This is a genomic window from Thermoplasmata archaeon, from assembly GCA_038851035.1.
Lineage (GTDB): Archaea > Thermoplasmatota > DTKX01 > VGTL01 > VGTL01 > JAWCLH01.
The window spans coordinates 30378-45600 of the sequence record JAWCLH010000024.1 but is presented as its reverse complement, the minus strand read 5'-3'; the positions used below and the strand labels follow the sequence as shown (position 1 = coordinate 45600).

7 protein-coding genes are annotated in these 15223 nt (G+C 64.2%); 5 read left to right on the top strand and 2 right to left on the bottom strand.

The window, feature by feature from the left end; genetic code table 11:
• Positions 1–339 precede the first annotated feature (339 nt).
• The 3 genes from QW379_08025 to guaA all read left to right on the top strand — a co-directional run bounded on the left by QW379_08025 (position 340) and on the right by guaA (position 5186).
• Positions 340–2781, top strand: coding sequence for a right-handed parallel beta-helix repeat-containing protein (locus tag QW379_08025; protein MEM2870347.1), 2442 nt, complete (start codon positions 340–342; stop codon positions 2779–2781).
• Positions 2782–2908: 127 nt separating this feature from the next.
• Positions 2909–3550, top strand: coding sequence for a GTP-binding protein (locus QW379_08020; GenBank protein ID MEM2870346.1), 642 nt, complete (start codon positions 2909–2911; stop codon positions 3548–3550).
• A 10-nt stretch (positions 3551–3560) separates the two neighbouring features.
• A complete protein-coding gene (gene guaA / locus QW379_08015) occupies positions 3561–5186 on the top strand; it encodes a glutamine-hydrolyzing GMP synthase (protein MEM2870345.1) in 1626 nt (541 codons plus the stop codon).
• Positions 5187–5200: 14 nt separating this feature from the next.
• Here guaA and QW379_08010 read toward each other — a convergent pair whose 3' ends face one another.
• A complete protein-coding gene (locus tag QW379_08010) occupies positions 5201–10315 on the bottom strand; it encodes a CARDB domain-containing protein (GenBank protein ID MEM2870344.1) in 5115 nt (1704 codons plus the stop codon).
• A gap of 235 nt (positions 10316–10550) precedes the next feature.
• Between QW379_08010 and QW379_08005 the strand changes: the two genes are divergently transcribed.
• Together QW379_08005 and QW379_08000 are read left to right on the top strand one after the other, a co-directional pair.
• On the top strand, positions 10551–13904 hold the full coding sequence (locus QW379_08005; protein ID MEM2870343.1) for a putative Ig domain-containing protein: 3354 nt from the start codon (positions 10551–10553) through the stop codon (positions 13902–13904).
• 301 nt (positions 13905–14205) lie between these two features.
• Positions 14206–14439, top strand: a complete 234-nt coding sequence (locus tag QW379_08000) for a hypothetical protein (GenBank protein ID MEM2870342.1) — start codon at positions 14206–14208, stop codon at positions 14437–14439.
• A 135-nt stretch (positions 14440–14574) separates the two neighbouring features.
• Here the strand turns inward: QW379_08000 and QW379_07995 are convergent, their stop codons facing one another.
• Positions 14575–15192, bottom strand: coding sequence for an MBL fold metallo-hydrolase (locus QW379_07995; GenBank protein ID MEM2870341.1), 618 nt, complete (start codon positions 15190–15192; stop codon positions 14575–14577).
• Between the last annotated feature and the right edge of the window lie 31 nt (positions 15193–15223).

The following is a 15223-nucleotide window of genomic DNA, read 5'->3' as shown; positions in this document are numbered from 1 at the left end:
GTCCCGTCATCTCCGTAGCAAAGCCTATCCAGGAGAACAAGGGTTGCCACATCATAGTCCTCGAACCTTATCCATCCTTCCTCTTTCTTTGTAGCAAAGCCTGTCCAGGAGAACAAGGGTTGCCACAACACTGTTTCCGCCGGAGTATCACAATCCCGGCAGGGTGTAGCAAAGCCTCTCCAGTAGAACAAGGGTTGCCACAACAGTACCTGCTTTCCGAACTTTCCCTCGACCTCTTGTAGCAAAGGCTCTCCAGAGAACAAGGGTCGCGCACGCGTGCATATCTTTATTATCGCCCACTCCTTTTATTTCCGCGCACCGGCAGGAGGGGATGGGTGGATGAGCTCCGGACCCCTGCGTCTCACCGGCGCCGCCGTCGGGCTTGGAGCGCTCTGCGCCCTCGCTCTTCTCATTCTCCTCCCGCGGCCCGCGGCCGCCCACACCCCGCCCCCGGAGTCGGGCGACTGGGAGATACGCGACAACACGACCTTCAGCTCCACGCTGGTCATGATGGGCAGCATAATCATTTACGAAGACGGCACCCTGAACCTGAGGGGCGGGGAGATAGTGTTCGACTGCTACGAGAGGGGTGAGTTCAGAATCGAGGTGAAGAGGGGCGGGGCCCTCCTGGCCGATGGAGTGACATTCTCCGCATCGGACCCCGCGAAGCCCTACAAATTCATCATCAACTCGGGCGCGAGGGCCGAGCTGCGCTCCTGCACCATCCGGAACGTCGGCTTCTTCGAGGCGAACATGACCTCCTGGGGCATCTATGTCCACAGCTCCGAGGCCTCCTTCGTTGACACGACGATAACGGACTGCAACGCCGGCCTCCTCATCCACGGCCAGGTCTCTCCGACGGTCTCGGGCTGCAACGTCTCCGGAAACGCTGACAGGGGAATCTGGTGTCGCTACTCCTCGCCGGAGCTCAGGGGCTGCACGATATCCGGGAACGAGTGGGGGATTTACATCGAAAACTCATCCTCTCCAAGGCTCCTGAACAACAACATCGCTGGCAACAGGAGGGGCGGGGTTTACGTGAGCCCGGACTCCAGCGCCGAGTGGAGCGTCAATACCCACACGGAGTGGCTCGGCTCATCCGTCTCCCTCCGGGGGAACCTGACGGTCGAGGGTGGAGGGGCGCTGACCCTGCGCTCCTCGTCGCTCCAGATGCTCTCGAGCGCCGGGGACAGGAAGCGCGTCTTGGTCCGCGGGGGCGGGGAGCTCCGGCTTCTCGAGGTCAGCTCGCTGGGCGCGGCGAAGGGTTTCGGGGCCTACGGCCTCTGCGTGGAGAGCGGAGGGCGGCTGGTGGTGGAGAATTCCTCCATCCGCGACGCGGGCTGGGAGGGCGGGGAGCTCGCCGACTCCGGTGTTTGTATCAGGGGCTCGGCTTTGATAGCGGGCGCGGAGCTGGCCGGGGGCCCGGGCGCCCTGATATGCGACGGAGCGAACCTCTCCGTGCACAACACCACCCTCCGGGGCACTGTTCTGGACATCTGGCTCGCCCGCTGCGCCCTGAGGCTGACCAACGTGAGCTTCCGGGCCGACCGGGTCCATTTCAACGATTCCAGCTCCAGCATGGAGGTCGCATGGCACCTATCGGTGGCCGCGATCTGGCAGAGCGGTGCCGGTGTGGAGGGCGCCAGAGTTGTGATAAGGGACTCGCGTCAGCTCGTCCTCTTCGACGGGCCCGTGGGACCCGACGGCCGGGTGAGGTGGGTGAGGGCGGTTCAGGAGCTCCTGACCAGGGATGGGTCCACCAACCTCAGCGCCCACACGATTCTCGGTTCAAGAAGCGGTCTGGAGGACGTCAGCCGCTCCGTCGCCGTTGACCGGAGCATGGAGGTCGCCCTCGTCTTCACGGACGGGGAGCCGCCGGAGGCGAGAATTCTCCAGCCGGAGGACGGGAGCGGAACCAACAGCACCACGCTCGTCGTCAAGGCCCTTTGCAGAGACAACCAGAGCAATACTATCGCCGAGCTGAGGCTCGACGGGGTGCTGGTGTGGAGCGACAGGGCAAGCGGGGAGTGGTCCCGCGAGCTCTCCGGTCTCGCGGACGGAGAGCATGTCATCGAGCTCAGGGCGAAGGACGCCGCGGGCCTCTCGTCCTCCTCCCGCGCGAGCTTCTTTGTTGACACCGAGCCCCCCACGCTCGAGCTCGAGGAGCCGTTTGAAGAGAGCCTCCTGGTCAACAGGACAGGAATCGTTTTCAGGGGCACGACCGAGAGGGGCTGCAGCCTGACAATCAACGGTGAGATGACCACGGTGCAGGCCAGTGGAGCGTTCGAGACAGTCGTGGAGCTGGGGGAGGGGACCCATGAGGTCCTGGTGGTCGCTAGGGACAGGGGAGGCAACACGGCGTGCGTTGTCCGAAGGATAATCGTGGACCTCATCCCGCCGACGATAACGATTCTGTCGCCGGCAAACAGGAGCGTGGTCAGGGCCTCCGAGGTCGCGCTCGTGGGCGTGGTGGAGCCCGGGGCGCGGCTGACAGTGGACGGCAGCACCGTGGAGCTATCGGCCGACGGCGGCTTCAGCCACACGGTCCTCCTGTCCGGTGGAACGAAGACAATTGAGCTCTGCGCCCGGGACGCGGCCGGCAATGTCAGGATTATGGAGTTCGTGCTTGAGAGGCCGATAGACGCCGGTGGAGGCCAAGCGGGCCCTCTCGAGGGCGGCCGTGTCCTGATTCTTGCTGCGCTCACGGTCATTGCCATTCTTGTCGCTGGCGTGGTTCTCTGGGCGGCGCGGCGAGCGAGGAAGCGCGGCGGCGGGAAATGAGGTGGCTGGCGGTACGGTGAGCGCCCGCCCCTGTGGCTCCCCGTGGGATTGCGCGCGCTCGCAGGCGGCGTCGGCAGGGCAGATTTGATAAGCCCCGCGCCCCATTCCCGTCACGCTGGTGGGGCCGATGGGGACGGACGGAGGGCCCGGTATCAACGAGTTCATGGACTGGTTTCTGACGGAGGAGGAGGCGGATGCCCCTTCACCCCCGGAGCCGATATTGATGAAGAAGGTCTGCATGCTCGGCGACCCGGCCGTCGGGAAGACGAGCCTTGTGGCGCGTTTTGTCTTCAGTGTCTTCGACGACAGGTACATCGAGACCATCGGGGCGAAGGTGGTCAAGAGGACGATGGCTGTGGAGAGGGTCTCGACGGGTGAGCGCTACAGGCTGAAGATGATAATATGGGACATCGCGGGCCAGAGGACGCTCGACTTCATCAAGCCGACCTATTACAGGGACGCGGAGGGCGCCATCGTCGTTGCCGACCTTACCCGCCGGGAGACGCTGGGCAACGTCCCCCGCTGGGCGGAATCGATACGGAGGGTGTGCGGTGAGATTCCCATCGTGCTCATAGTAAACAAGAGCGACCTGAAGACCCACGCCCAGTACACTGAAGCGGAGGCGGCGTCGGTGGCGGATGGGATGGGGGCCAGTCTCTTCATGAGCAGCGCAAAGACGGGGGAGAACGTCGAGAGCGCATTCGGCGCTCTGGGGAGGGCCCTGATTCAGAACACATTCGCCCGGGGGAGGGGAGCCCCCTCCAACTGAGTTGCGGGTGATGGAAATGGTGGGGAGGCGGTCCTCGGCAGAGGGCGCTCACGGGAACGGCAAAAGGGCCCGGGGCGGGCCGGGAGGCTCTGGCGGGCTGGACACGATTCTGATTCTGGACTTCGGGGGCCAGTACTGCCACCTCATCGGGAGGAGGGTGAGGGAGCTGCGGGTCTACTCCGAAATCGCTCCTCCGGACATCTCTCCTGAGGGGATAACGGCGATGGGGCCCCGGCTGCGCGTCCGGGGCCTGATTCTCTCGGGAGGGCCCTCGAGCGTCCACGAACCGGGTGCTCCGCGATTCGACCCCCGCATCCTCGAGATGGGACTGCCGGTTCTGGGCATCTGCTACGGCCACCAGCTCCTCGCCCTTCACTTCGGGGGCGACGTCAGGCGCTCGAGCGGCAGGGAGTACGGGGCGACGACGGCGACCATCCTTCGCCCCGGCACGCTTCTCGCCGGTCTGGGGCGCCGGGAGAGGGTCTGGATGAGCCACGCCGACACCGTTTTCTCCCTGCCCGAGGGCTGGGAGACCCTCGCCAGAACAGCCGACGCTCCCGTGGCCGCCTTCAGGGAGCCTAGGAGGAGAATCTACGGTGTGCAGTGGCACCCCGAGGTCGTCCACACCCCGCGCGGCCGGAAGATTCTCTCGAACTTCGTCTTCAGGGTTTGCGGCTGCAGGCGCGGCTGGACGATGGCCGGGTTCGTCAGGAGGGCGGTCTCGGAGCTCCGAGCCACAATAGGCAGGGGAAGGAGCATCATGGGCCTCAGCGGCGGAGTCGATTCTAGCACCGCGGCACTGCTCGCCTCGAGAGCGATAGGAAAGAGGCTCGTCGCGGTCTTCGTGGACCACGGTTTCATGAGGGAGGGGGAGCCGGAGCTCATAGCGCGGACCTTCTCGAGGTTCCCGATGAAGCTCGTCTGCGTCGACGCGAGGGAGCGCTTCATGCAAAAAATGAGGGGCGTCGCGGACCCGGAGCAGAAGCGCAGGATAATCGGCGAGGAGTTCATCCGCGTTTTCGAGGAGGTCGCGCGGCGCGAGGGCGCTGAGTACTTGATTCAAGGGACCATATATCCGGATAGAATAGAGTCTGGGTTCAGGAGGCACTCGGACAGAATCAAGACACACCACAATGTCGCGGGAATTCCAGCGGACATAAAATTCAGGGGAATCGCGGAGCCGCTTCGTGACCTCTACAAGGACGAGGTCAGGAGGGTGGCGCGCCAGCTCGGCCTGCCACGCCAGCTGGTCTGGAGGCAGCCCTTCCCCGGGCCCGGTCTGGCGGTCCGGATAATGGGCGAAGTGACTGAAGAAAAGCTCAATATCGAGAGGAGGGCAGACCGGATAGTCACTGAGGAGATCGAGCGGGCGAGGCTCGAGAGGAGACCCTGGCAGTACTTCGCCGTCCTCACGGACACGAAGAGCGTCGGGGTGAAGGGCGATTCGAGGTCCTACGGTTATGTTGTTGCGGTCAGGGCCGTGGTGAGCAAGGAGGCAATGACCGCGAGCTTCTTCCCCCTGCCCCACAGGGTCCTCGAGCGCATCTCGACCAGAATCACGAACGAGATTCCCCAGGTCACCAGGGTCGTCTACGACATCACCCACAAGCCGCCGGGAACGATTGAGTGGGAGTGAGCCCTGTAGCGCCCTCAGCCGATTCTTATCACCGACGGCATCTCGAAGCTCCTCGCCTCGGGCGGGGGCCGCTTCCTCTTCCGGGCCACGGCCCCCTCCTTTCGGAATTCGCTTCCCTCCCTCTCTCGCCTCCCGCGCCCCTCACCGACCGCAGCGGGTCCCACGCCCCCCTCCTCCTCAACAAGCTCTCCCACAACAACACCCTCCTCTCCAGCCCGCCCACCTCTCCCGTAGCTTTCATCCGCTTCATCCCCAGCCGCCCCTACCTCCTCCTCAGCACCGCGTCCCTCCGCCCCCTCATCGCCCTCGGAACCCTCCTCACCCCCTTCCTCATGGTGCCCTCCTTCCTCCCCACCCTCCTCATAATCCTCCCCCTCCGCCTCGCCCCCTCCGTAATCTCCTCCCTCGCCCTCCTCCTCTTCGTATCCCTCCTCCCCCGGCTCGCCGCACCTCCGGCGCAATCGGCCCGGCCTCGTCCCGCCCCTGCGGCTGTACAGGATGTAGCCCGCGGATGCGGCCGCCAGAACAACCGCGAGAGCCGCGAGCGCGCCCCATGGCACCTCCGCCTCGCCCTCCCCGACCTGCACGTACCTTGAAACATCATTGTTGATGTAGCTCAGCTCTTTGACCCGTGTGTGGGACGGGTGCTCAGGGTTGACCACGGCCTTTATCGTGTGGCCACCCGCGACCGCCTTCCACTCCGTTTGCACCTCGACTGCGGAGCCGAAGGGCACCGGCTGGGAAATCACCTCAGCCAGAATTCTCTCGCCGTCGTAGAAGCGCACGAGCACCGGCGGAGAGTCCCAGAAGCCCTGGTTCCGGATGCTCACGGAGAGCCTCGCTCTCTCTCCAGCGCGCGGGCTGGTCGGGCTGAGTTGAATCGTTCGCTCGATGTAAAGGTCCGGACGCTCGATCGCGAGGGAGAGGATGCTGGAGTGGGAGCTGGAGGGGTCGGTGGTCGAGCTCGCCGTCAGGTTGAAGTTCACCCTCGAGATGCCGGGGGTCTCGGCCGGGGGCTCGACCCTGAGCTCGAGCCGGAGGCTCTCGTCCGGGTCCAGGGTAACGCTCGAAACCTGTGCGCCATCCCTTCTTATCGAGTAGCTCCAGTCCCCGGGGAGGCTGGAGGGGCTGTCGGGCCTCACGCTCAGCAGGAACGTCTCCCTGATGTTGCCCGTGTTTCTGGCCGTGAAGTTCACGCTCCCGTACTCCTCCTGCTGGAGAGACCCCACGCCGCCCGTGACCACGACGCGGTATGTGAAGGGCTCCACGACGACCCTGATGTCCGCCCTCGACTCGAGCACCGCCGGCGAGTAGCGGGAGCGGGCCGTCGCGCTGAGGTTGTAGGTGCCGGGTTGTAGCGAGAGCGAGAGCGTCAGGTTCAGCCGGACCACAGTCTCCTCAAAGGGCCCCAGCTGGGCGCTCGGGGAATCGAGCTCCGTAGCGATGCCCGCGGGTGCGCTCACGCTCAGGTCGAAGGTGTCATTGCCGTTGCCGGCATTCCTGATGGTGAGCGAAGCGGAGCCGCTAGCGCCGGGGCTCAGGCGCGGGGGTTGAGAGGCCTCCAGCGCCACGCCGAACACCTGATTAACGGTCGTGACGGTGTCGATGTATCTGGAGACGGAGCTCTCGTTCAGGGAGGTCGCCGTCACCCTCACGCCGGCCCTGCTCCCGGCCCTGGCAGTTGCGGGCGGGGTGAGGCCGAGCTGGACATAGTCCGTCTGGTTGGGCGCAAGGGTGAGCAGCGAGGCCTGTTTTCCGGAGGAGTCGAGCAGCGCCGCGGTCCAGCCCTGGGGGAGGGTGGAGTAGTTGACGAGGAGCGTGTTGGGTTTGGAACCCACGTTGGTCAACCATATCTTGTATAGCGCCGGAATCTGGGGGTCGGTGTTGAGCTGAGTCCTCTCGGCGGCCATGAAAAAGTCGTAGGGTCCGGGGATGAGGAAGAGGTCCACCGTCTTTCCCCCATCCTCGGAGTAGACGAGGAGCGTTGTCGAGCAGGTTGTGAGGCCGTCCGTGGCGGTCAGCATCACCCTGTCCTCCTCCTGGTAGCCCCCGGGCATGGCGGACAGCTCTGTGGAATATTTCCCTAGGCCATTGGTGGTCAGGGAAACGTTCTCCATCGTGCGGAGGTTGCTTACCACCACAGACGCGCCTGAAACCGGCACGCCCCCGCGCTTGTAGACCGTCCCGCTGAGAACGTAGGGCCCTGAGGGGTATCGGGATTTCACATCAACGACGGCTGAGAGTATGTTGTTGGTCTCGTCAGTCTCTTTGATCATGTTCTCTGGGTCCACGGATGCGGAGAGATAGTGCCGGCCTTCCCCGGGGGTCCAGGGAATTCTGACGCTGCAACCGGCGCTCTTCTCTAGAAGTCCCAGTGACTCCTGTCCGATGCTGATCTCCCCCTCCTCGAGAACCACCCTCACCCCGCCCACGTCCACGTTCTCCCTGAGGTTCATCACGCTCAGGACCACCGTGGCGCTCCCGTTTTCAACAAGGTGAACTCTCGAGCCGTCGGCCTCCACTCCGTCGGCCCTCAGGAACCTCATGTCCACGACCGCCAGGTCCGGAATCGCCACGACGACCTGCAGCGTGGCTGTGTCCGTCTGGGAGGGGTCGCCCGCGGACCTTGCGATGAGCTGAATTGTGGCGGCGTCCCCCTCGGTAGCATAGGGAGGGGGCTTGACGCTCGCGCTGAGAATCATGCTCGCGCCCCCCTCGAGCCCGACCGAGTAGTGGCTGAGGAAGACCCGCCAGTCCGGGGGCGGGGTGGTGTTGTCGAGCGTTATTGTGTCGGCGGCATTCCCCACGTTGGTCACGGTCAACCTGATGAGCGCCCAGTCGTCCGGCATGACGGCGGTGGAGCAGTGGGCCGGCGAGATTCTGACGCCGTAGCGGCCCCTGATAAAGGTCGTGAGGGTGACTGTCGCCCTGTTCACGGGCGACTCCCCGGACCACGCGGTCACGTTCACGACGTACCCTCCAGCGGAGGCGTTCGATGGGGACCTGACGGTCACTAGGACGCTGGCGCTCTCGCTCGGGTCGAGCTCGAGGCGCTGTGGGTTGAGCGCGGCCGTCCAGTGCGCAGGTGCGCGTGTGACGTTGACGGACACGCTCTGCGCGACCGATCCCAGGTTCCTCACCTCGACAAAGTAGGCGGCCTCTTCTCCCGCGTTGATATAGCTCTCGTTCGTCCCGCACGAGGCGCCCAAGGTGTAGGGCGAGCTCACGTTGAGCTCCCGCCAGGCCCCGTTGTTCCCTTCAGAAACCTCCTCGAGCTCGTTCGAGGGGTCTGCGAGGGCGACTATCCTGTGTCTCCCTCCCCCCGCCGTGGGCCAGGTCACGGTCGCCCCCGCGCTCCCCCTCGCGCTCACGTTCACAACAGCCCTCGCGCTCCAGACCTCGGTCCCGTCGTAGACATCGGTGAAGAGCACCGAGACGTTGTTGAGGTCCTTGGTGCCCGTATTTCGGACGAACGCCGTGACCTGGACGCGGTCCCCCTCGTCGGGCGCGTCGTCAGAGAGCACGAGGTCCTCTGGGGAGAGGACGAGGTCCCCTATCCTCTCCGTGAGCGCTAGCCCATCGGCGAAAACTTCCGGAAAGCCATCGAGCTCGGCGTCTGCGATGGAGGGGCTCGAGAGGACCGAAGCGCGCGCAGAGCTTGTGTAGCTCCAGAGGTCCCTCCCATCCTTCCCATCGAGGGCCTCAACCCTCCCGTTCCACAGCGAGAGGACGATGTCGCTCCTGCCGTCGCGGTTCAGGTCCGCGAGCGCGGGCGCGGAGACGACCCTCTCCGTCATTAGAATGTCGCTCGTGCGGTCAATCGTCCTTGTCCAGAGCTCCGTTCCGTTCCTCCCGTCCACGGCGGCCACGGAGACGCGGGCGTTGCCGGTCATCAGCGTGAAGTTCCAGGAGGCCACTATGATGTCTGGAGTTGAGTCGTTGTTCAAGTCCCCGACTGCAGGGGGGGCCTCGCACTGGCCCGCCATCTGGATGGGGCTCCAGACAGGCGAGCCGTCCTGCTTGAAGGCGTGGAGCCTCCCGCTCCCGGACTCGAACGGAGAGAGGATGAGTAGCTCCGGGAAGCCGTCCCCGGTCAGGTCCGCGGCGACGGGCGAGGGGAGTGAGGTGAAGGTTGTGAAGGTTGTGCTCAGGGAGATGCTCCTGTTCCAAGACTCGAGGCCCCTGTTGCTGAAGAGGGTCAGATATGTCTTGTCTAGGAAGAAAGGCGTGATTGTTCCATTGAACGACTGTGCCGCGACCCAGAGGCCCCCGCCGCCGTAGTCTAGTAGTACCGGTGAGGAGGCGAGATTCCCGGGTAGCCCGGCGCTCCACAAGACGCTTCCGTTCGCTCCGTTGAGGACGTAGAGCGTCGCCCCCGCGCAGACTGCGAGGTCCGGCGTCCCATCTCCTGAGATGTCCCCAACCGCGGGTGAGGAGTAGATGACCTCGGCCCCAAGTGACCTCTCCCAGAGCCTCTGTGAGGTCAGGTTCGTGTTGTTCCACTGGTACGCCGACCCGTTCCACTCGAGAATGGGCTCGTAGCAGGTGACCGTTCCCTGCGCCGAGACCACGACTAGCTCCTGCCTCCCATTGTCGTTGAAGTCGGTGAGCGTCGGCGCCGCGAGGAGCGTTCCGGTCAGGGGTGCCTGCCACATAAAGACCCCCGTCGCGGCCTCCGCAACGACTGCCTGGCCCCCGTCAATGAAGGCGATGTGGAGGGTTCTCCGTCCATAATCTGGGGTTGCGTTGAGCATAATGTTGGCGGTGAAGTTGCCGATAGTCATTGTGTGGGACTCGACCGACGTGTCGGTGCTCCAGAGCAGCAGGGGGTCGGTCAGCTTCCGCGCGAACGAGCCCGCGTTGGATGTGTGGGATGGGTCCCTCATAAACATCGGCCATGGGTTGTTGCGGATGGCGCGACAAGTAGGCTCCGTGTCCTGGGAATCTCCCACGGCTCTGTCGGAAGAGGACGGGGAGCCAGCCGGAATCGTCTGGAGGGATGGGAGAAGCAGAATCGCGATGAGGACCGCTGGTAGCCATCCGGACAGGCGATGGCGGCGCCTCTTCTGGAACGCTCTCTCCGGACGCTGCCCGGGGACAGTGCTGCGCTCAGGCCTGGGGCTGGTCATGAATCTACAATGCAAGAGCCAATATAATAATATCTTTCTCCCTCCCAGTGCGCCTCGCCATCTCAGGCGTTTCAGGAGGCCCCACTGCGAAGTTGGCCGCGCCATGGGCCCCGGATGCGGAGGCCTCGCGAGCAGCAGAGGCCCGGGAGCGCTCCATCTTGTTGGTACCTACCACGCGCTCTTAATAAACAGGCTGTGAGTTTTTTTCTGATGGTGAAAGGAAAGGGTGGGTTGAATGGACGGCAAAGTGAAGGCAGCCGTGATGCTTTTCGCCTTTGCGCTCTCGAACGTTTGGGCCGCCGCTGGAGCGGCGGGAGTTACGGGCAGTATCCCAGAAACGGGTCAGACCGAGGGAGATGGGGCCGGGCCGCCCTCAGGCGAGCCATCAGGCGAAATCGGGGGCGCGGTTTCCTCTCGCACAGTCATCACGTTTCCATTCTCGGGGGGCTCCGACACTTCATTCAGGATATCCGCTCCAGTGCCGGCGAGGGTTCTCAAAGCCTCGCTCGAGCTCGAGGGCCGCTCCGCCCTGCCTCCCCCGAGCGACCGGAGGACGAATCCCTCCGGAGCGGGCAACAGGGCCTACGAAGGGGCGACGAAGGAGGCCTCGCCGAAGAGTCCCCCGTCATCGTTCCAGTCCCAGGTGATTCCACAGGCGGCCTGCGCCGACCTCTCTTACGAGGACGGCGTCGGCCACACCACCATCACTTATGGCCCCGGCAGCCCCTACCAGCTCTTCAGATTCAAAATCACGGAGGCGAGTGTTTCGGGGCTCAGGGTGAGGTGGGTTGGCACAGGCTTCGACCTCCTTCTGGACTGGACCGAGGCCTCCGTCTATCTCTACCGCTCAGGCTCGTGGGAGTGCGTCGGGAGCGTGGAATACGAGGGCGCGGACTTTGAGTACCACTCCGTCTCGCGTGCGATTCAGGCCGGTGCCCAGGGATGCGTCGACAGCGAGGGAATGGTCAATATTCTCGTGATGGGACCTTATGGGTTGATATATTGTGGAGTGGAGACGGAGCTCGTCGAGCTCACCGTGACCGGCTCCTCCCCCGTCTGGCCCACAGACCTCTCGGTAGATATAGGCGCCGATGGAATTGTCGAGTACCAAATGGCGGGCGAGCTCAGAGGCACCGTGGTCATCGGTGACGATTTCCTCAGGCCTCCGGCCCAGGCTCTGATCGACTCCTTTGCGGGCTCCGGGATGGTGGCCGAGGTGGTCCTGTGCATGGCCTCGAAGACAGGTGGCGTGGTCGCGGTGAACCGCGCGGAGTTCGACTTCGATCGGCCGCCGGAGTTCCGGCCCGTCCCTCCCGGCGCGGTGTGCTTCGACGAGGACACCGACGCCCCGGCGCTCCTCGACCTTGACGACTACGCCACCGACGACCGCGACAAGCGGCTGGGGTACGAGCTCGTCGTCTCGCCCGAGGACGGGAGGATAACGGCCGAGCTCGGCGCCGACGGCCACACGCTCGACTTTCGCTCGCCCTACTTGAACTGGTTCGGAACAAGGGAGTTCGCGGTCAGGGCGACGGATTCATCGGGACTCACAGCGGTCCTGTTCTTCAACGCCACCGTCCTACCCGTGAACGACCCTCCGACGGTATCCAATATCAGGGATCAGATCGCACCCGAGGACCTCCAGTTCTCCCTCGCGGTCCGGGCCCACGACGTCGACGACCCGAGCTACAACCTGAGCTTCTCCGACGACTCGCCCCTATTCGACATCGACCCCGTCTCTGGCGCCATCGTGTTCACACCGACGAATGAGCAGGTGGGAAGGTATCTTGTCACGATATCCGTGGAGGACACGAAGGGCGCCTCCTCGAGCGCTTCCTTCAACCTCACCGTGGAGAACCGCAACGACCCCCCAGAGCTCGAGTGCCCCGAGCGTCTGGAGGCCCTCGAGGACGAGCTTTTCGAGTACCGGATCGTCGCTGAGGACATTGACGCCGGAGACTCGCTGAGCTACTCTGTGGAGAGCGACATCGAGGGCCTCTCGGCCGACCCCGCGACGGGCGAGCTCAGCTTCTTTTTCGAGAACTCCCACGTCGGAGAGCACATTCTTAAGTTCTCCGTCTCGGACAGCGTGGGTGAGCTCGCCACCCGTCCCTGCCTGCTCGTCGTCCAAAACGTTAACGACCCGCCGGTCGTCGAGGACGGCCGGGAGCTGACGGTCAAGCAGGGGGAGGAGGTGGAGTACGTGCTTGAGGCGTACGACGTCGACCCCGGTGACTCCCTGACCTTCTCCACGACCTCCAGACTCGTCGAGCTGGACTCCTCAACGGGGGTTCTGAGGTGGGTTCCGGGCAACGAGGACGTCGGAATTCACAGGGTCCGAGTTCTGGTGCGCGACAGGGAGGGAGCCGAGGCCTCGGGCACGCTGACGATAGTTGTCGAGAACGTGAACGACCCACCAGTGAGCGTCACCATCGTGGCTCCGGGCAATGAGAGCCGTTTCATGGAGGGCGATAGAATCACCTTCATCGGGAGCGCGGTCGACCCCGATGCCGGGGACGTCTTGACCTACACATGGAGGGAGGGAAGAACCGTTCTCGGGCGCGGAGCCTCGATGGAGGCTAGGCTCGGGCCCGGCAAACACTTAATAGTTCTCGAGGTGTCTGACGGGGAGCTCGCGGCGACGGCGTCCGTCACCGTGAGCGTAGAACGGGCATCGAATTCCGGCGGGCTTCGTGATGTGCTCTCTGGATTCTGGCCGACCCTCCTTTTTGCTGCCGCGGGGAGTGCCCTAGCGGTTTGTGCAGCGGCGCTCGCGGTGCGCAGGAAGCGTAGAGGCGGAGCCAGGGAAGGCGCGTCGCAACTCCCTGCGCACTCACGCGATTCGCTCCCGCTCACGCCGTCGGCGGAGTCATCCGGCGCGCCTAGGGCCAACGAGGCGGGGGCCGACATGCCGCCCCCATCAGCCACCAGCCCTTCGCACCTTCCGCAAGACCCCGCTCTCAGGCCGCTCCATTCGCTCTCACCACCCACGGGTCCGGCCACCGCACTTCCCACTTCCCCCACCCAAGCGAATGACTTTCACCTAATCCAGAGCCCCGTGGCTCCTCCCGTCACCTCCCCCTGCGCGTATCCCCCATTTCCACCCGCAGCATCGGCGTCCCCAACAGTCCCATTCCATCCGGGCAGCGCGGCCGGGGGGCGGCTCGGGGAAGTCAACGCTTTGCAGCCTGCGAGTGCAAGGAGTTACCCATTGATTGCCAACGGCGGCTCCGGATATTCTGCCGGCGGGAGGGAATCGGGTCGGGACCCGCCCGAGGCGGAGCCCGTGCCGGAACCCGCGCCGGATGGAGAGAATGGGGAGGGAATTCCCGTCGGTTTCTTCAGGAACCTCAGGCCGCTGGAGGACGGCGCCGTCACGAAGGACGCTATGAGGGCCGCGATTCTCGATGCCAGAGAGGCGATTCGCGCTGGGAAGGCCGCCGGTCTCGAGCTCCGGGAGTGCGAGAGGCTTCTGGCGGAGGCAATGGCCGCCTCATACAGAATGGACTACAACAGGGCGCGAAACCTCGCTAAAAAGGCGGAGGCGGTTGCGCTCTCACTTCTCGAGCGGATCTCCGCTGGAGAGTAGAATTTGCGGGGGCCATAAATTAATTGAGCCGCGGTGAATTCAGGGCGGAGGGGAGGAGGGGGCGATGGTGCGCGCGCGTTTTCAGTTAAAAGAGGGGGGCGGGAGCGGCAGGCCCGCAGGGTCTCCTCCCCCACCCTCCCAGCGAGCCACGGTGGCCGGGAAGCCAAGTGGCCCCGGACATTCAGAGCCACAGCCCTCCAGAGTGTCTCCCTTGAACCGGGGGCCTCAGCGCCGGGAGGAATCAGGGGGTCCGAGAGTCGATAGAGAGCGCCGCTTTCATCCGGGCGAGGGTTCACGTCAGATGGGAGTCGAGAAAGAGAGGGAGTCGGGCACCCTGCCCGGAGACCGCCGGTACCGCTTCCACCTCCCGATGCTCCTCCTCTGGCTGTTCCTCGGAACATTGATCGCCTTCACGAGCGTGCTGGCGCTACAGCTCGGCGTCGAGGCCCTCTACCTTTTGGTCACCGGTTGGATAATCGCACCATTCTTTCTTCACTGGCTATACAGAAAGCTCAAGAGGAGGTCCGGGAGATAGTCAGAGACCTGCTCAGAGAGGCGGCGCTCTCCATTACCCTGCGGCCATTGCTCAGTGGGACCCGGTGCGAGAATCGCAGTGCCAGAATCGAGTTCTCGAGAGGAGTCCGAGGGTGCGATGGGGCTGATGCCCCGCTCAGCCCTCTGCCATGAACTCAATGAATTCTTCTTTAGACCTCGGCTCTAGAACGTAATTGGTCCTGCGCTCCTGACCTAGCGAGGAGGTTGGCCTCGGGCCGTAGTCGTGGCCCGGGTAGACCTCGACCTCGTCCGGCAGCTTGAGAAGCTTCCCGAACAGGCTGTCGTAGAGTGCCCCAGAGTCACCCCCGGGGATGTCCGTCCTTCCGCACTCGCCGACGAACAGCGTGTCGCCGGTGAAAAGCTTTCCGTCGATGAGGTAACAGACGCTGTCGCGTGAGTGGCCGGGGGTGTGGATGACCCTGATTCTTAGTCCCCCGACCTCGAGCGCACTCCCATCATCGAGCGCGAGGTCCTTTTTTATACCAGCGCCCCTGTGCGCGCCAACCCTCGCTCCCGTCTCCGCGAGCAGCTGCTTGAGTCCTGAGGTATGGTCGGGGTGGGAGTGGGTGATGAGGACGAGTTCGATTCTAAGCCCCTCGCTTTCGACCATGCGCATGACCTTCGAGAGGGTCCCGGCAGTAGGGTCAATCACGACCCCCCGGCCCGAGTCCTCGTCCGCAATGAGATACGTAAAATTGGCCATGACGCCCTCCTTGAACTGTCTGAGGAGCATGGTCGATGAATTAAGAGTGACGGTTAATATT

Excerpts from the sequence above, each read along its gene's own strand:
- QW379_08000 (MEM2870342.1), top strand. The coding sequence starts at position 14,206 with ATGGGAGTCGAGAAAGAGAGGGAGTCGGGCACCCTGCCCGGAGACCGC.
- QW379_08005 (MEM2870343.1), top strand. The coding sequence starts at position 10,551 with ATGGACGGCAAAGTGAAGGCAGCCGTGATGCTTTTCGCCTTTGCGCTC.
- guaA (MEM2870345.1), top strand. The coding sequence starts at position 3,561 with ATGGAAATGGTGGGGAGGCGGTCCTCGGCAGAGGGCGCTCACGGGAAC.
- QW379_07995 (MEM2870341.1), bottom strand. The coding sequence starts at position 15,192 with ATGCTCCTCAGACAGTTCAAGGAGGGCGTCATGGCCAATTTTACGTAT.
- QW379_08025 (MEM2870347.1), top strand. The coding sequence starts at position 340 with ATGAGCTCCGGACCCCTGCGTCTCACCGGCGCCGCCGTCGGGCTTGGA.
- QW379_08010 (MEM2870344.1), bottom strand. The coding sequence starts at position 10,315 with ATGACCAGCCCCAGGCCTGAGCGCAGCACTGTCCCCGGGCAGCGTCCG.
- QW379_08020 (MEM2870346.1), top strand. The coding sequence starts at position 2,909 with ATGGGGACGGACGGAGGGCCCGGTATCAACGAGTTCATGGACTGGTTT.